Here is a 17,103-nt window from a genome sequence, read left to right as displayed (position 1 = left end):
GACTGGTGTTTTTATTGCTCTAAGCTTTATTTTTTATAACGTTAGAGAAAACAACATGCAGGTCGTTCGATGCGGTTTCACTATCTAGATTCAACTTAGAACGAATATGATGTAAATGCTCAACCATTAACTCAAGGGCTTTTTCTTTGTCACCCGATTCAATAGCGTCCAATAAAATCGTATGTTCATCGAGCGAACAATTCGCGTTGTTCCCCGTTTCATACTGAGCGATCAGCAACGAAGTTTGAGAAACTAAACTGCGTTGGAAATTCAATAAAGGCGCATTATTGGCCATTTCAGCCAGTTTTAAATGAAACTCACCAGACAAACGGATCCCACTGCCATAATCACCTTTATCAAACGCTTTATTTTCATCAACCACTAATTTACGCAACTGTTTGATTTGTTCTGCCGTTGCATGTTCCACAGCCAGTTCCGTAATCGCCAATTCCATCACTTCACGAGCTTTAAAAATCTGTTTCGCTTCTTCCACAGTTGGAGCCGCAACAATAGCACCACGATTAGGGCGAATCACAACCACTTGCTCTAAAGATAAACGCAATAAAGCACGGCGTATAATAGTACGGCTCACGCCAAAAATTTCACTTAACGCTTCTTCATTAAGCTTGGTACTTGGTGGTAGCCTTTGCTCCAAAATCGCATCAAAAATATGGCAATACACTACGTCATCTTGGGTTTGATTAGACGATTTGGGTTTTGTTTTTTTGCCAACAGATTTACTTAAATTAGACATAATATTGTTAAGCCCTCTACCCAGCTTACTAAATACAATTATTCGTCATACTACTGGTTTTTGTATACAATTTACTACATTTATTGTCACTCAGACTGGATTCAGTGATGTTGAGTCGCAAAAATAGCCCTTCATTTACCATAAACTGAATCTCCTACTTTTTCTTTTTAACATGATACACTTATCAGTAATGCCCTTGATTGAGTATCAACCTGTGCCACTAAATACATCTGCTTTTTCCGCTCCTGAGCTTTCGTCTGAGACACTGAAAATCGCGACGTTCAACCTACTTAACTATTTAGAGCCTCCGTTTGCGTTCTATGATTTTGAAAACATTTACAGCAATGAAAACTGGCACAAAAAACAACGGTGGATACGTGAATATTTAAAAGAGTACCAACCCGATGTGATTGGTTTTCAAGAAGTGTTTAGCCCTGAATCACTCAAAGAGCTGGTTCGCCTTGAAGGGTACGATTACTTTAACGTCGTGGCAGAACCAGAAGTGATTGATGATTACATTTACCAAAGCCCAGTGGTTGCCATTGCTTCTCGCTACCCCATCACAGAAATCGAAGCGGTGCCATTTCATTCCGAGTTAGCGACGACGATGGGGCTAAGTAGCGACGCTCAATTTAGCCGACCTCCGCTACGGGCTACAGTAGATTTACCACATATTGGCTTATGTGACTGCTATGTGGTTCACCTTAAATCTAAACGCCCAAAAGATCTCAATCCGGCTACTAATGAAAAACAGATGCCCGTAGCAACTCTTTTAAATACCATACAATCAGAAGTTGCTGGCCGCTGGGCTTCTGACTTACAACGAGGCACAGAAGCAACACTACTTTACCTTGCGATGATAAATCAGCGTGAACAAAGCAATCGACCAATGGTATTAATGGGAGATTTTAATGACACTTTAGCAAACGGTGTTGTGTCTCAATTACTTACTCAATCTGTGCGAAATACCAATGACAATAACGGTGACATCAATCTTGCCAAATATAGATTAAAAGACGCATTTGATTTATACCAACGCACCAGCCATTGCCCCAATGACTTTACACGAGCCCCGACACATTACTTTTTATCGAAAGGCTCTGTACTCGACTATATTCTTCTCTCATCAGAATTTGACGCAGAACACACCACCAGCTTGTTAGAAGTCTGCCAGTATCATACCTACGATAGGCATTTAATTAATCCGTATTTTGAACGAGACGGATACAGTACTGATCATGCCATCGTGACCATCACTCTCGCATTTCGACACTAGATTCATCCGCTGGACAACTTTGATCACTAAGTGATCAAAGTCACATAAGAACGATTAAAAAAGAAGAAACTGACGTAAAATCAACCCTCGAATGTATCAAATAATTTATATGACAAATACCCCAAAATCATCTTATTGATAAAATACATGATATGGACCCCAACTTTAAATGATTAAGTTGCCAATAACATCAAGCACTTTTAGTTTCGAGTGATACTAATTATCAATACAAGTAGTAGGGGTTAAAATGAAAAAAACATTAAGTCTATCCGCAGCAATTTTTGCAGGCTTAATTGGTTTAAGCAGCACATCACTTTACGCTCAAGACACCATCAATGACGCTATTCCAGCCAATCTCATTGATCAAGTTGAGCTTGATGGCTATAAAAAATACAGCTACCAAGTGGTATTAGGTTCAGATTCTCAGTGGTATGCACAGCCTTACGCATTCAGAGGCAGTAAGGTTCAAATGAAGCTGCTGGTCGAGTTGTTCCATAATGAGCACAACAATAAAAAAGCCGCGCGGATTATCACTTTAGGTAACGGTTTTATACCGGGTAAGTCAGGCGTAGAACAGACTTATGATGCCCCATTATTAGCGCGCTTTACCCAAACCTACCCTACCGACTTCGAGTTCTCAGTTCATCAGGCAGGTGGTAACCCTATTTTCAGTGAAGATTATTCTCCACAAAATGAAGCAACTGATGTTTCTATTTCAAGTACAACTGTATCACCGTCTATTGGCTTAAGCTTAACATTGAGCCCAGCAGAAGGTGGCGGTGTGACGCCAAGTGCAGGTTTGAACGTAACCAGCCAACTCGGAGTTAGCTACACCACGCGTTTCTCCACTAAAGACTACGTGACAGCAGTTATTCCAAAAGTAGCGGCCTACCAAGGCACTGGGGTGAAATGGAAAACATCACTAAGCCAGCTTTATACCAATGATTACCAGTATTACAACAAATGGGCTGGGGTTTACCATTACACCGATTGCTACAACACAAACTTAATCCCGGAAGAAAACTTCCCACGTTTAATTTATGGTTACAAACCAAAGTTCCAATACGTATTCACACCTGATGTGGACGTTGCAGAACAAACACAAACAACACTGATTGCGACAGCAAAAATGAAAGAAGTACAGGAAGGGTTTAAAAGAGGCGCTTGTACTTGGACAGATTACGGCACTAAAACTCACCACACTGAAGCACAAGTTCGCTTCACCATTGACTGGGATGCATTAAGCGTAAACGTCACCTCGCAAGAGCAATAAAGAGACACGTAAGTTCATCTGAACTCAACGTAACTTAAGTAAGGTGCCAGATAGCCCGTTATCTGGCATCATTCACCGCCACTTGATAGCGGCCTTTCCCTTGATCTTTTGCCGAATACATTGCCATATCAGCGTATTTTAAGAGCTCATCTAATCCTTCACCGTGACGTGGATAAAAAGCAACCCCGACACTGGCACCAATATTAATGCTATGGTTTTCGATCGTAAATGGTGCAGAAAACGCCGAGACAATTTGCTCCGCGCGTTTACACATAAAACCATCATTTAATTCTTCAACAATTAAGACTGCGAATTCATCGCCACCAATTCGAGCTAAAATATCTGAATCGGACACTATGGCTTTTAAACGAACAGCAATACTTTGTAAAAGTGAATCCCCGACACAATGCCCATAAGTATCATTGACCGCTTTAAAACCATCAAGATCAATGAACAATAACGCAGGCTTTAGCTTATTTTGCTGCGCAACACCTAAAATTGACTCCCCAAATTCATAAAACTGATGACGGTTGAATAAATGGGTTAACGGATCATGTTGAGCCATATAACGTATTTTGTCTTCTACCTTCTTTCGTGTCAGGTTTTCTTGGTGTAAATCCTCAACCGTTTGCTTTAACTTTTCTTCCGCTTGTTTAATTTTAGTAATATCTCGCCCAACACCTAACACACCAACCACTCGCCCATCTTCCGATTTCAAGGGTGTTTTCGTTGTGTACAATAGGGCTCGCTCTCCTGTATCCGCAAAAGTGATCCACTCTTCATTACTGCTTGACTCATCTGTCTTCATTGCCGCTCGATCATGATTGGTGAAAAAGTCGGCCTGTGCTTTATCCAAAAAATCATAATCCGTTTTTCCTATAATATCTGCTTCCTTAGCACCAAAGAAACGCTCAAAGGTTGGGTTGCACGCTAAATAAGCGCCATCCAGATCTTTTAGCCAAATGAGATCAGGAAGCGTTTCTAAAATAAGCCGTTTTTGCCGCTCACTGCCTCGTAATGCTTCTGCACAGGCTAAAGGGATTGCGGTAAGTTCGGCTGCTCGCCTCTCCACTAAAGAGTCCAACTGAGCTTGAGACTGAATATATTCCTCTTCCAATGCTGTTCTGCGGAGCAACATCAAGATCAAAGTAATAACAGCAACGGCACTCACTACAATGAGCCCAGCCATAAAAGCCCAAATGAAATAACTGTTATTACGATAAAAAAGATCTAATTGTTCCATTAACAGAGGCTCAGCCGATAACACCTGAGTGCAATAGAATGAAACAAAAACTCCGACTGTAACCCCTATAACGGTTTTCATATTAACCGACGAAATAGTAACCGTACTGTTCAACCTAGCATCCTTACTTACTTGTCTAAATTAATTGACATCCATTTATCGATAGTAAGAAGTTTAGTTACTTATTTTCATATAGTTATAATATTTGATCATTTTTATCTATTTTTAATCATAACATTGCTGCTGTAGCCACCGCCCTAAGGTAATTATTTCCGACTGCGAAGCACGTGCCTTCTTATAAACAAAATAAAAACTGTCGCCAGTAAACAAGTCATGCATAGGAATCCGAACAAAGTGATCCAACCTATCTTGGTCCGTCATAAAATAGTGATTTAAAAGGGTTATTCCTTGATCATAACGGGCCGCTTCAGCCGCTAACAACATGTGACTAAAATGATTTATTCGCACATTTGAAGGCAATTCGAAACCTCCTTTTTTGCTCCACTCCAGCCAATCTTGCCCAAGCTGTTTATCTGGGTACACTGACTGTACAGACAATAATGGGTGTTCCCACAACGCATCTGGTAATGGTTTGTCTTGTATTTGCTGCCAAATTTTATGGCTACACACTGGGTAAAGCTGCTCTTTATACAGAAATTGACTAACAAAATTACGTTTAGGTGGGTTCACTGTAATGAAACAATCGGCCACCTGATCACTGCATTGCGGTTCATCGGCGACCATGTTCAGCGTTAAATCAATTTCAGGGTGCTGCTGACGTAAATTATCTAGCCGAGGGATCAACCATTTCACTGCTAACGAGCTGTATAACGCTAGCCTAACCTTACCACTTTCCCCTTCTCGGATCTGCTGACTGGCATTGGAAATATTGATTAACGCATTGCTGACTTCTTCAAAGTAACGCTCTCCTACGGGCGTTAAAGAAAGCAAGCGCCCTTGGCGGTAAAACAAGTTTTCCCCTAAATATTCTTCCAATAGCTTCACCTGATGACTTACCGCACTTTGAGTCACATTCAATGCGTCGGCAGCCTTTGAGAAACTGTTGAATCGAGCCACCGCTTCAAAGCTTTGCACTGCCCGGAGAGGGGGTAATTTCATTATTAATTTAACTCATACTAAGATAATTTTTATCATTATACTTCATCATGATTATTTCATACTCTGCCCACCTCACGCTTTACCATCACTTCGATTGAAAGCTTTACCCACTTGTTATAAGGAGCGGCGATATGCCAAATATGTCTGTCGGCTTAGCCATGACTCTTCTTATTGTCGGAAATATTATTGCGGTATTTTCCGATGCATTAATCAAAACCCTTGATGAAGACATCGCTGTTTTTCAATTTGTGTTTTTCCGACAGTTAACGGCCGTATTAATATTGCTTCCTTTTTGTTTAAAAGCCTCGAAAAGTAATTTAATTGAAGGGCTAAAATGGCATGCTCTGCGTGGCCATATTTGGCTAATTGGCGCTATTTTTATGGTGGTTGCTATCAGCACCATGCCACTAGCGACAGCCAATGCTATTTTTTATGCTGCCCCTCTCATTATGCTACCAATGGCGATGATTTTTTTCCGTGAAAGCCTAAGTAAACATTCTATTGCTGCTGGTATACTCGGCTTTATCGGGGTGCTTGTGGTTATTCGACCAACCGAGATCAGCTGGGCTGCTATTGCCGCCATTATTGTGGCGATTACTCTAGCAGCAAACAACTTGTTAATCCGTAAGTTACCTAAAAATCAGACCGTTGCGCAAACCTTGCTGTTAACTAACTTGGTTGGTATGCCTGCTTCTTTAGGGTTAGCATTATGGGAAGGCCTCCCTTGGGATTGGGCTCCACTGCTCACCGCAGCCGGATCGAGTGCCTTTATTTTGATTTATGCTGGTATGTGTGTGGTCGCTTACCGCTCTGGCGATGCGAATAAAATCGCCAGTGCCGAATACAGCGGCCTACTTGGTGCCGTTGGTGTTGGCCTTATTTGGTTTGATGAAGTGCCCGATTTAGGCATGGTGATTGGTACTTTATTTATTATTTTACCGCTGATTTGGCTCGCTAAAGTTGAGAAAAAAGCCGCAAAAAATAAGCCAGTGGAACCCGAACGTTTAGCGACTGAATAGGGCTTTGCGATAAAAAAGCCCAATAAGTAACACCCAAAACAAAAAACCCTTGAGTAGCACCCAAGGGTTTTATTTTGCTAGTTAAGTATAATCACAATCACTGACTCTAATTTGCAGCACAGGTTACCCCAACCTCCACTGTTAGGGCAGTTTGAACCCCTAAGTCAGCTAAAGCCGTTACCTGACTACACGGCACACTTGGCGCACTTTCCATATACACCGTTGTTAGGCTGCTATTTGATGAATTTTTTAAATCAATAAAAGGACTAATGTCGGATCCTTTATAACCACGTAAATAAACAGTTCTCAATCTACTTTTATTAGAGAACACAGACAAGTCAGTCACTTCTGTACTGTCTATTAAGACTGTGCTTAAACTGTTTAAATTAGAAAGCGGAGAAAGATCACTAACATTGGTATTGCCCATGTAAATATTAGAAATACCTGTCAGGCCACTCAAAGGAGAAATACTAGAAATAGGATTACCCGAAAAACCAACCGTAAATAGGTTATTTAGATTAGTAAGATCTGAAATGTCAGTGATTAGATTATTATACAACCAAACAGTTCGTAATGTATTCAACTCTCTTAGAGGGGTGATGTCATCAATTTGATTATAATTAAGGCTTAACCACGTCAACTTTTTGAGTGTTGATACTGGACTAATATTGGTCAGATTCGAATGGTCTAGCTGCAAAGATTCAAGCTGAGGTAAGTCCGTTACAAAACTTACGTCATTGATCGAAGTTTTACCTAGATTCAACCTTGTCAGAGACGGAATATTTTTAAGAATACTGACATCACTAAATCCGGTACCATAAAAATCAATACTCTTAAGTTTTGGAAATTCAGGTAATGAACTGAAATCCGTAAGAGAAGGATTATTCGTAAGGCTTAAAGTTTCTAAAGCAGGAAGTGATTTCAAAATACTAAAATCACCCATAACCGCTGTACGAACATAAAACGATTTTAGTTTACTTAATGAAAGCAGCGGCGTTAAATCCGTTAACGTGTTTTGAGCAATAAGGCTTAAATGGTTAAGATTAACAAACTGCTCAATACCATTTAAGTTAGCAATGTTTGGGTAGCCGTAACCACAACTAAAACTACTCACAGCTCCAACGTCTGTTGCACCGCGTAAATTCCATGATATACAAAGTTTTAGGTTAGCATCGGTTATAGAATCTAAATTAATTTCCGCATAAGGAGTAACAGAAACAGACGCTACTTGAGTATCCGTCAAACCACCTTTATCCGTCACTGTTACTTTAAACGTCAGCTCTTCTGCACTTGTCACATCAGGTAATGTTACCGTAACACTGTTACTGGAAGAAGAATAAGAAAGGCTAGCACTACTTCCCGTTAATTGCTGCCACTGATAACTCAGTTGATCACCATCATCGCTCGCAACAACACTAAGGCTTACTTTTTCTCGCTCATATCCGTTTGAGTTTGCGATAGGCTCAATCGTAGGGGGGGTATTGCGATAGAACAACGTATCCAACTGCGTATTATCAGCTACAATATTAGCCGCATTGTAAGCAGAGCTAATAAAATCATTAACCCCTTTATTTAACGTATTTAGTAAAGCCACTTCATCAAGCTGACCGTTATCATTCAAATCCACCGTAGCACTATCAAGCCACTGTGCTAGCGTTTGACCATTTGCTTCCATCCCTGTCAATGCCCCCGCAAGTGCAAGAGCATAATCGGTTGAAGTACCAACCATACCAGAGTTATTGCTGTCCATAAGGTTAATTGGCTCTACATCAATCAAGCTAGACAAGCCAAACACCGAAGCAACTTCTGAATTCGCTTGTGTGACATTTTCAACCGTTAATACATTTGCCAAAGCATAAGCACGACGGAGCGCTAACTCACTTAATGGCGTAATGCTAATAGCCGTATCTTGAAGCGCCATTTCAGAAGCAGCACGCAACGTTTGAGCAAGGTTTTCACTCTGACCCGTCGCTTCGCTAATGTAGCTGCCACCAGTAACGGCAACGGTTACTAATCCTTGATATAAACCATAATTTTTAATTTGATATTCACCCGTATCAGACGTTGTAGATTGACCGATTTCAGTTCCATCTTGTTGATATGCAATGACTGATGCGCCAATTAACGGCCCTTTAAACGCCACGCCGTGAATAATAGGAGCCGGGTTTACTAACACACTGTAAGCTTGCTGGGTACTTAACCCACCCTGATCGGTAACTGTAAGCGTAAACTGCAACTCGGTTGCTTGATTGGTGTCGGCTGGAATTAAACTTAATGCCGCAGTACTAGCACCACTAAGTTGAGCTGATGGGCCCGACGTTTGTTGCCACAGATAAACAAGAGAACCTTTATCATCGCTAATTGTTGGGGCAAGGATTACTTGCTGGCGTTCAAACAGCGTTTTTTGATCCAGTGTATTAATGGTAGGAGGTGTATTACGGTAAAAATCTTCATCTATTGATGTTGTATCTTTATCAACAATCACTTTATTGTTATCAGAGTCAATAAACTCATTAATACCAGAGTGCAAGTCATTTAGCTTTTCAACGTTATCTAGCACCCCATTATCAGATAAGTCTGAGCTGATTACGGAAATAACATCCGAAATATCCGTGCTATCGGTATGAGCTAATTGAGTCATACCTGCAATCAACAATGCGTAATCAACCTGCGCGCCTGTTTTCCCTTGATTATCTGCATTAAGAAGATCTAACGGTGCAATACCAACAATATCAAAGCTCAGCCCCATTGAATTGGCAACTTTCTCATTCGATGCTTTAACGGTATCTGCATTAAATTCTGCGTTATTTAGCTGCAAATCACGGACGGCCATCTCCGTAAGCAGAGTAACGTTAACCACTTCATTAATATTTTCTATCTGCTTCATTGCTTGAAGCGGTTGAGATAATGCCGTTAAAAGGCCTGTCGCTTCATTAATATATTCACCACCACTAGCTTGGATTCGAACAACACCTTGATAATTTTCCTTCAGAGATAATGAGTAATGCCCTTCATTATCGGTAACGGCATTCCCTATTTCATTACCTTGGGCATCCAAAGCAATAACATTCGCCTTTGATAATGGCCCCTTAAAGACTTGCCCAGAAACAGTGGTAACAGGCACATTAGAAGTAGTGCTCTCATTATCAGTCGAGTCCTTATCCCCATTACAGGCCGCCAACATTAACGTGGAAAGCAGAATAGCCACTTTTTTTAGTTTGAATTTTTTTAACATAAGATGATTAATTACCTGAAGAGCAGAAGCAAAATCAGTTGTAAATCAGGTTTGATGAGCTAAAGATGTTATGGGTTAAAGCCAAATCGAAGACTTACTAACGACATACCCCACCGTCTTTTTAATATCTAGCTCATCGAAACAGCACAACATTCAATACAACCATGAAAACAAAAGTATACATTTGTGAAAATGATAATCTATATAATTAACATAAAGAAATAGATTTGTTCACAAGTGAGATCGTCAAACTATAATAAGTAGCAATGCATCGAAATTTCAAAAAAGCATTGCTTTGAAGTGAAGCTTATTAACTGAGCTGCTTTCTAAATGAAGTAGAGAATAAGAATGGCGAGTAAATACTAAAAATACACGCCAGTTTAAGGAAAGGGACAGAATTAGACTAGCTTACCTACAGTTTAGTCGCTGACTCCCAAGCCGTTAATAACCGCATTACCGACTCAGATGTTTCCAGTGTTGCTTTCGGAAACTCTAACGACTTTCTTCCGCTTTTAAACGCTTCTCTGATTGCTCTTACCTGATAATAAAAAGCATCGCCAGACGCTTCAACCTTAACGGTTTCTTTGGTCGACTCGTAAATTTCAAGCTCTAATTCATTCACTTCGCCCGGTAGCCATGGGTTAGAAATAAATGTCAGACAACCTTTACTGCCTAATACCGTAAAACCATGTTTTAGCCCATAAGTTTCGGCAGTATGCAGCTGCGCAGTCACTTTATTGGCAAAACGAAACGTGGCGCTGGATTCACAAATATTGCCATCATTCCCTACTTTTCCATAAGCAGAGAGTTCAAAATCCATTAACTCTTGGTTCGTCATCATTTGGCTCAAGACTAAATAAGTCAGAGACAATGGGTAACAGCCCAAATTATAAAGTGCGCCTTTACTGCCTGGATTTACAAACTGTGAAATCGCCGCGACATAAGAAGCTTGTACATGTTGAATGTCGCCAATTGCTCCTGAATTAAGAAGACTCAAGGCTTTATTGATCAGTGGATGACATAAATACATTAACCCTTCTGCAAAAAACACATTGTGTGCTTTCACTGCTGCAAGTGCTTGCTCGGTCTTTTCCATATCAATAGACAAAGACTTTTCACACAACACCGCTTTACCTGCCTGAGCGGCCTTGATAATAAACTCATGATGTAGGTGATTAGGAAGCGCGATGTACACCATCTCAACATCGGGATCTTGAAGTAACACATCAAAATCAGTGACGATTTTTTGAGGGTGATGTTTTTGTGCGAACGCTTGTAGCCTAGCTTCTGATCGTCCGACTACTGCATACAGCTCACTTTTGTCATCGCCATTAATCGCTTCAGCCATGACGTCGGAAATAAAGCTCGTCCCTATTATTGCCCACTTCATGCCACTGCTCCTACTGCTTGCTTATCTAACGGATAAGACTCACTTGCCCAATTTAACTCGGTAATACCTTTTTCAAAAAACGCTTGAGTATGAGCTGCTTCAAAGTGCGCTTGAAATGCTTCTTGGTCCTTATACACTTCCCACAAAATGATGTTACGCGGATCGTCTTTACTTTGGTGTGCCACGGCCAGATCACAGCCGATCTCACTGTTCATATCGACACAAAACTGCTGAATGGCTGAGATGCCTTCTGCAAGAGCCACCTCTTCCTTGATCCTAATTTCCGCCGTTACGGATAATTTCACTTGCTGATTTTTCATTCTTATTGCTTCGGTCTACTTATTTTGTAAACCATCAATATAATTGCAGCCTTATAGTGGATAAACTAGACTACAGTTCATTCTTAATAAACCTAGAGTTGATAATGGACAAGCTAAAGAGCATGCAAATTTTCATTTATATTGTTGAAAATGGAAGCTTTCGCAGCGCTGCCGATCATTTTGATCTTTCTGCCACCATGGTAGGCAAGCACATTCAATTCTTAGAAACGTCCCTTGAAACTTGTTTGTTAAATAGAACAACCCGCAAACAATCCCTCACTGAAAGCGGACAAATATATTATGAAGAATGTAAGCGAATATTGAGTGATATTACGTTCGCTGAAAACCGCATCCAAACATTAGAAAATACACCAATGGGCACCATTAAAATAAACTGCCCTGTCACACTTGGCAGTGAATGGCTAGCCCCAGCCGTTGCCGATTTTTTGCAAGCGAATCCCTTACTCGATGTAGAGATGACCGTTGATAACTCAATCATTGATCCGTATCGATCTGACGCAGATGTTTTCATTCGCATTGGTGATCTGCACGACTCCACGTTGATCGCTCGAAAAATCGGAGACTATCAGGTGCACTTTTGCGCCTCACCCAATTACTTAAAACACAATGGTGAACCTGAAACATTAGAAGACCTCAACAACCATGCCTGTTTAGGCTTTGTATTCAGCCAAGGGCAAACACTGCAAAGTTTAAAATTAGATACCGATGCATTTAATAAAAATAATGCTCGACTGGCTTCTAACAACGGGCACGTACTGAAAGCCGTAGCACTTAAAGACGCAGGGATTATTCTGCAACCTGAAATGCTCATCGAAAATGACATAAAGCAGGGCAAACTAATAAGAATACTAACTAATTTAGAACCAGCTCCTAAACCTATTCATATTCTATTTAGAAGCCGAACTTTATCACTTAAAACTCGTACGTTTGTCGACTTTATGATTGAGAACCTAAAGAAGTAATTCACTAAATATCGATTACTGAACAGTCTAACCACGTTGCTTAAAAGCGGTAAGGAGGTAATCAATAAATACCTTTTTACGCTTAGGCATTAATTGCCGATCTGCATACACTAAACTCACCGATACCTCTGGCATTTTGTATTCTGGCAGCAAACGTACGAGCTTGCCTGATTTGAAATGATCAAGACAAATAAACTCAGGCAATACGGCGATCCCTAAGCCATCAATGCACGCCGTAAGGCAAGCGGTAATGGTGTTTACCCTCAGCTGACATGGCATATCAATTTGTACCGACTCCCCTCCTTCCGGCTGAAGGTGCCATTTAGGCAAACGAGCCGCTTTGTTAAACACTTCAATCATTTGATGCGGCGCTTTAAGATCTAAATGTGTTTGAATCTCCCCAAATCGATTCAAATAATCTGGGCTTGCCACTAAAGCGCGCTTAGAGGCCGTGAGGTATCTGGAAACTAAATTGGAATCCACCAGCTCACCGATTTGAGCATAGAGATCGATCCCCTCACCAATAATGTCCACTTCCCTATTCGTTAGTTCTAAGTTCATGGTCACGTTTGGGTATTCGTGTAAAAAGCCATGAATGTAAGCCGCTAACACTTGATGGCCCAATTCAACTGGCAACACGACATTTAACGGACCTCTTACCAAATCTTGATTGGCAGACACTTCAAGCTCCGCCTGATTCATGATCTCTAGCATTTGAATACTGGATTGATAGAAGCGCTCCCCTTCCGGCGTAAGCACCAAACTGCGAGTTGAACGAGTGATCAACCTCACACCTAAATGCTGCTCAAGCTCTGCCAGCTTTCTACTCACCGTAGATTTCGTCATCTTCAGTATTTCAGCTGCATGAGTAAAACTACCAGAATCAACCACTTGAGTGAAAACGCTCACAGCATTTAAGTCCATCCACTTTCTCCACACGCTCTATTAGTAAGATTTTTACAACAGTGTTTCCTTTTTTTCCTATCTTATCAATCAATGGTAATCATTTACAATTCGTTACATCTAAGGCAATAACATGAATGAGTAAGCAAATGGCCGAGAACAACACCACATCGCAGGTAACCAATAATAAAAAACGCAACAAAGCCCCACTGATTGCCACTGCGATTATGCTGACATTGGGCCTGTTAGGGAGCGCTTACTGGTTTAGTTACGGCCAGTATTTTGAATCTACCGACAATGCTTACCTTCAAGGGGATATTACGAATATTAGCCCTAAGGTTTCTGGCTATATTGTCCAATCCAACGTTAGCGATAACCAATTTGTTAAAAAAGGCGAACTGCTAGTGCAAATTGACGATCGCGATTATCAATCCGCTCTCGATCAAGCTAATGCTCATTTAACTGTCGTTCAATCCAATGTGAATAACCTTGAAGCACAACAAACACTGCAACACAGCCAAATAACCCAAGCAGAAAGTCGTGTCGATTCGGCTCAGGCAGAATACGATCGCGCTGTTCAGCAAGCTGTTCGATCTCGCAGCCTGCTTAAGCGCAACTACGCCTCACAAGACGAAGTAGACAGCATGCTAGCGCAACAGAAAATGACGCAAGCCGCCTTAGAAGAAGCCAAAGCCAATCTTGCTGCTAGCCATGATCAACTCTTGGTAATTGCCAGTGAAATCGAGCAAGCAAAAGCCTCAGTGACAGAGGCTCAAGCCCAACAAGAACAAGCACAACTCAATCTTGATTACACCAAAGTGTACGCCCCGGCAGATGGCATTATAGGAAAGCGTAGCGTCCGAGAAGGATTGCTTGTTCAGGCTGGTGCTCCCCTGATGAGCCTAGTACCTAATAATGAAGTGTGGATCGAAGCCAACTTTAAAGAAACTCAACTTAACGGCATTCATAAAGGACAAACTGTTGAAGTGGAATTAGATGCCTTTCCTGATCAGCCTCTTCAGGGTGTTGTCGATAGTTTTTCTCCAGCAACAGGGGCGAAGTTTGCTCTACTTCCACCAGAAAACGCGACGGGCAACTTCACCAAAATTGTTCAGCGTGTGCCAGTAAAGATCATCATTCCTGATCAAAAAGCACTTCAAGGTCGTTTACTGCCGGGGTTATCTGTTGTTGCAACCATAGATACACGAGGCTAAGCCATGAGCAGCGCTAGTGCAATAAACTCAAACCCAGAAGAGACAGAAGTACCAAGACGCCACTGGATAGCCTTATTTGGTGGCCTAATTGGTGCTTTTATGGCGATTTTAGACATACAAATCACCAACTCGTCACTCAAAGATATTCAAGGGGCTCTTTCTGCCACATTGGATGAAAGTTCGTGGATTTCAACCTCGTATCTTGTCGCAGAAATGATCGCCATTCCTCTCAGTGGGTGGCTCTCTAAAGCATTGGGTAAGCGCCGCTACATAATATGGACAACCGCTGTTTTTACCCTTTCGTCCCTTTTATGCTCCTTCTCATGGAATATGACATCAATGATCACATTCCGTGCCATGCAAGGATTCAGCGGCGGGGCGTTAATCCCTCTTGCTTTTTCATTGGTGATCCAACTTTTGCCCGTTAATAAACGCGCTGTCGGCATGGCCCTGTTTGGGGTAACCGCAACCTTTGCGCCATCCATTGGCCCTACATTTGGTGGGTGGTTAACTGAAAACTTATCGTGGCACTACATTTTTTACATTAACATCCCACCTGCAATTCTCGTTATCGCGATGATCCGGTATGGGCTCGATGATGAAAAACTCAGTTTAAACACACTCAAAAAGGCGGACTGGCTGGGCATTATTACCATGGCCCTTGGACTAGGCTGCTTAGAGGTGGTGCTAGAAGAAGGCAATCGCGAAGAGTGGTTTAGCTCTAGCCTTATTATCGGGTTAAGTATTCTCTCTGCGGTGAGCTTGGTCTATTTTGTAATTAACGAGCTGCAACATAAAAGGCCACTGGTAAATTTACGCCTACTTAGGGATCGACAGTTTGCCATGTCTTGTATCGCTTATTTGATTTTAGGTATGGCACTGCTTGGCTCGATTTATGTATTGCCTATGTACCTAACTCAGATCCAGCAATATAACGCGATGGAAATTGGCGAAGTATTAATGTGGATGGGTTTTCCGCAACTGCTCATTTTCCCTTTAGTGCCTAAGCTGACCCAGTTTATTAAACCGAAATATTTAGTGACGTTTGGCTTTGTCATGTTTGGCCTCAGCTGTTACGTGAATACCCATATGACCATTGATTTTGGTGGCCAGCAGCTGATCCTCTCTATGGTGCTTCGTGCTATTGGTAGCCCGTTTATTATGGTGCCATTATCTCTGGTAGCGATGAAGAACGTCAGCAATATGGATACGCCTGATGCTTCTACATTAACTAACGTCATGCGCAACTTAGGTGGCGCGTTCAGTATCGCGATTATTGCTACCTTGCTGGATAACAAAACCCGTGAACATTTGGCTCACATTAAAGAATCACTCCCTTCCGTCAGCCAACTCGGGTGGAATACATTACATCAGCAACAAGCGTTTTTTATGCAATCTGGCAGTGATGCAGCAACGGCAATGCACCAAGCTCAGGCGAGCTTACTTGCTACCATGCAACGCGACGCCGCTATTATGGCTTACAACGACGTATTTTTAATGATGACCGCTTTCCTTGCCTTTGCCGCAGTACTGATTTTAAACATGAAAGATTAAAAAAATGTATTTGATAAAAAAATAAAAGGATTCCGCAGAATCCTTTTATTCTTCATATCAAGTGCTTGTATTAGTATTCGAGCTCAATGTGATGCAACTTAATACTTCCTTGATCCCAAGTTGTACGGCACGTGATCTGAAGGGATGATGAACGCTCGTATTGATTATCAATAAATTGAGAATAATTCACAAAGCCGCCATTTTTTGGTAAATCTGTCCACCAAAAGCCACCCTGCTCTTTGAAAGAAAATACTTTCCAACCCTGTCCGTCATCCACACGGCGAATTCGTGAAAACTCACACCCTCCAGGACGGCCCGGGTTCATGTTTTCAAGCTGTGCATGAACATTAACCTTAAACTTTCCAATTTCATCACTCAAAGGGATCGAACAAGTAAACTGACGATTACTTCTTTCAAATGAAGGGTTATAGATGAATGAATATGATCTCGCGTCTGGCCCCACTTGCTCTGTCATTAGGCGTTGCATTGCCTTCTGAGCATTTCCCTCTTCCTTTAATAAATTTTGGAAAGCGGCATTTCTCGCCGTAATATTCTCACCACAAAAGGATGCTGCAGGAAATGTTTCAACTTTTGCCAAAACATTTGATGAAAAAACAAGTGACATTGCCGTTAAAATAATTGAACGCTTAAACATACATAACCTCTATCAATATTAGAGTTATTACTCTATATGCAACTTAACCAATTGAAAGCGATTTAGTAAAAATATGCGCTCATTATCACGAATAAAACACATTGCGTAATCACTATAACTAAATGAAATAATTCACTTATCTCGTGATTTTTCATCCAATACAAT

The 17,103-nt window shown here is 41.3% G+C and carries 14 protein-coding genes; 6 read left to right on the top strand and 8 right to left on the bottom strand.

The features are described from left to right. Window positions 1–19 precede the first annotated feature (19 nt). Window positions 20–754, bottom strand: coding sequence for a GntR family transcriptional regulator (locus MHO82_RS00950; protein ID WP_239181975.1), 735 nt, complete (start codon window positions 752–754; stop codon window positions 20–22). A gap of 190 nt (window positions 755–944) precedes the next feature. On the opposite strand from MHO82_RS00950, the gene MHO82_RS00945 reads away from it, so the two are divergent. Both MHO82_RS00945 and MHO82_RS00940 read left to right on the top strand, forming a co-directional pair. Continuing rightward, window positions 945–2,030: an endonuclease/exonuclease/phosphatase family protein gene (locus MHO82_RS00945; protein WP_239182269.1), complete on the top strand. Its 1,086-nt coding sequence runs from the start codon at window positions 945–947 to the stop codon at window positions 2,028–2,030. A gap of 247 nt (window positions 2,031–2,277) precedes the next feature. Then, window positions 2,278–3,303: a leukocidin/hemolysin toxin family protein gene (locus tag MHO82_RS00940; protein WP_239181974.1), complete on the top strand. Its 1,026-nt coding sequence runs from the start codon at window positions 2,278–2,280 to the stop codon at window positions 3,301–3,303. A 58-nt stretch (window positions 3,304–3,361) separates the two neighbouring features. On the opposite strand, the gene MHO82_RS00935 is transcribed toward MHO82_RS00940, so the two are convergent. Both MHO82_RS00935 and MHO82_RS00930 read right to left on the bottom strand, forming a co-directional pair. After that, on the bottom strand, window positions 3,362–4,660 hold the full coding sequence (locus MHO82_RS00935) for a GGDEF domain-containing protein (RefSeq protein WP_239181973.1): 1,299 nt from the start codon (window positions 4,658–4,660) through the stop codon (window positions 3,362–3,364). 111 nt (window positions 4,661–4,771) lie between these two features. Further along, window positions 4,772–5,665 carry a LysR substrate-binding domain-containing protein gene (locus MHO82_RS00930; RefSeq protein ID WP_239181972.1) on the bottom strand — a complete coding sequence of 298 codons (894 nt, stop codon included), beginning with the start codon at window positions 5,663–5,665 and terminating at the stop codon, window positions 4,772–4,774. A gap of 131 nt (window positions 5,666–5,796) precedes the next feature. Between MHO82_RS00930 and MHO82_RS00925 the strand changes: the two genes are divergently transcribed. Beyond that, on the top strand, window positions 5,797–6,684 hold the full coding sequence (locus MHO82_RS00925; protein WP_239181971.1) for a DMT family transporter: 888 nt from the start codon (window positions 5,797–5,799) through the stop codon (window positions 6,682–6,684). Between the two features lie 106 nt (window positions 6,685–6,790). Here MHO82_RS00925 and MHO82_RS00920 read toward each other — a convergent pair whose 3' ends face one another. From MHO82_RS00920 to MHO82_RS00910, 3 genes are all read right to left on the bottom strand, one after another. After that, window positions 6,791–9,919, bottom strand: a complete 3,129-nt coding sequence (locus tag MHO82_RS00920; RefSeq protein ID WP_239181970.1) for a leucine-rich repeat domain-containing protein — start codon at window positions 9,917–9,919, stop codon at window positions 6,791–6,793. A 412-nt stretch (window positions 9,920–10,331) separates the two neighbouring features. Then, a complete protein-coding gene (locus MHO82_RS00915) occupies window positions 10,332–11,309 on the bottom strand; it encodes a Gfo/Idh/MocA family oxidoreductase (protein ID WP_239181969.1) in 978 nt (325 codons plus the stop codon). After that, entirely contained in the window at window positions 11,306–11,629 is a 324-nt protein-coding gene (locus MHO82_RS00910; RefSeq protein ID WP_239181968.1) for an antibiotic biosynthesis monooxygenase, read from the bottom strand. The genes MHO82_RS00915 and MHO82_RS00910 overlap by 4 nt, the downstream gene beginning before the upstream one ends. A gap of 104 nt (window positions 11,630–11,733) precedes the next feature. Between MHO82_RS00910 and MHO82_RS00905 the strand changes: the two genes are divergently transcribed. Beyond that, window positions 11,734–12,612, top strand: a complete 879-nt coding sequence (locus tag MHO82_RS00905; protein ID WP_239181967.1) for a LysR family transcriptional regulator — start codon at window positions 11,734–11,736, stop codon at window positions 12,610–12,612. A gap of 27 nt (window positions 12,613–12,639) precedes the next feature. Here MHO82_RS00905 and MHO82_RS00900 read toward each other — a convergent pair whose 3' ends face one another. After that, window positions 12,640–13,536 carry a LysR family transcriptional regulator gene (locus tag MHO82_RS00900; protein WP_239181966.1) on the bottom strand — a complete coding sequence of 299 codons (897 nt, stop codon included), beginning with the start codon at window positions 13,534–13,536 and terminating at the stop codon, window positions 12,640–12,642. Between the two features lie 128 nt (window positions 13,537–13,664). Between MHO82_RS00900 and MHO82_RS00895 the strand changes: the two genes are divergently transcribed. Beyond that, entirely contained in the window at window positions 13,665–14,729 is a 1,065-nt protein-coding gene (locus tag MHO82_RS00895; protein ID WP_239182268.1) for an HlyD family secretion protein, read from the top strand. A gap of 3 nt (window positions 14,730–14,732) precedes the next feature. Beyond that, window positions 14,733–16,283: a DHA2 family efflux MFS transporter permease subunit gene (locus tag MHO82_RS00890; protein ID WP_239181965.1), complete on the top strand. Its 1,551-nt coding sequence runs from the start codon at window positions 14,733–14,735 to the stop codon at window positions 16,281–16,283. Window positions 16,284–16,353: 70 nt separating this feature from the next. Here the strand turns inward: MHO82_RS00890 and MHO82_RS00885 are convergent, their stop codons facing one another. Then, window positions 16,354–16,938: a hypothetical protein gene (locus MHO82_RS00885; RefSeq protein ID WP_239181964.1), complete on the bottom strand. Its 585-nt coding sequence runs from the start codon at window positions 16,936–16,938 to the stop codon at window positions 16,354–16,356. Window positions 16,939–17,103: the final 165 nt, after the last annotated feature.

Origin of the sequence: Vibrio sp. Of7-15, from assembly GCF_022347565.1 — a bacterium.
Classification (GTDB): domain Bacteria; phylum Pseudomonadota; class Gammaproteobacteria; order Enterobacterales; family Vibrionaceae; genus NORP241.
This window is presented reverse-complemented; position numbering and strand designations above follow the sequence as displayed.

Bases quoted from the DNA above. Each gene is read 5' to 3' on its own strand.
- MHO82_RS00950 (WP_239181975.1), bottom strand. From the start codon at position 754: ATGTCTAATTTAAGTAAATCTGTTGGCAAAAAAACAAAACCCAAATCG.
- MHO82_RS00945 (WP_239182269.1), top strand. From the start codon at position 945: ATGCCCTTGATTGAGTATCAACCTGTGCCACTAAATACATCTGCTTTT.
- MHO82_RS00940 (WP_239181974.1), top strand. From the start codon at position 2,278: ATGAAAAAAACATTAAGTCTATCCGCAGCAATTTTTGCAGGCTTAATT.
- MHO82_RS00930 (WP_239181972.1), bottom strand. From the start codon at position 5,665: ATGAAATTACCCCCTCTCCGGGCAGTGCAAAGCTTTGAAGCGGTGGCT.
- MHO82_RS00925 (WP_239181971.1), top strand. From the start codon at position 5,797: ATGCCAAATATGTCTGTCGGCTTAGCCATGACTCTTCTTATTGTCGGA.
- MHO82_RS00920 (WP_239181970.1), bottom strand. From the start codon at position 9,919: ATGTTAAAAAAATTCAAACTAAAAAAAGTGGCTATTCTGCTTTCCACG.
- MHO82_RS00915 (WP_239181969.1), bottom strand. From the start codon at position 11,309: ATGAAGTGGGCAATAATAGGGACGAGCTTTATTTCCGACGTCATGGCT.
- MHO82_RS00910 (WP_239181968.1), bottom strand. From the start codon at position 11,629: ATGAAAAATCAGCAAGTGAAATTATCCGTAACGGCGGAAATTAGGATC.
- MHO82_RS00905 (WP_239181967.1), top strand. From the start codon at position 11,734: ATGGACAAGCTAAAGAGCATGCAAATTTTCATTTATATTGTTGAAAAT.
- MHO82_RS00900 (WP_239181966.1), bottom strand. From the start codon at position 13,536: ATGGACTTAAATGCTGTGAGCGTTTTCACTCAAGTGGTTGATTCTGGT.
- MHO82_RS00895 (WP_239182268.1), top strand. From the start codon at position 13,665: ATGGCCGAGAACAACACCACATCGCAGGTAACCAATAATAAAAAACGC.
- MHO82_RS00890 (WP_239181965.1), top strand. From the start codon at position 14,733: ATGAGCAGCGCTAGTGCAATAAACTCAAACCCAGAAGAGACAGAAGTA.
- MHO82_RS00885 (WP_239181964.1), bottom strand. From the start codon at position 16,938: ATGTTTAAGCGTTCAATTATTTTAACGGCAATGTCACTTGTTTTTTCA.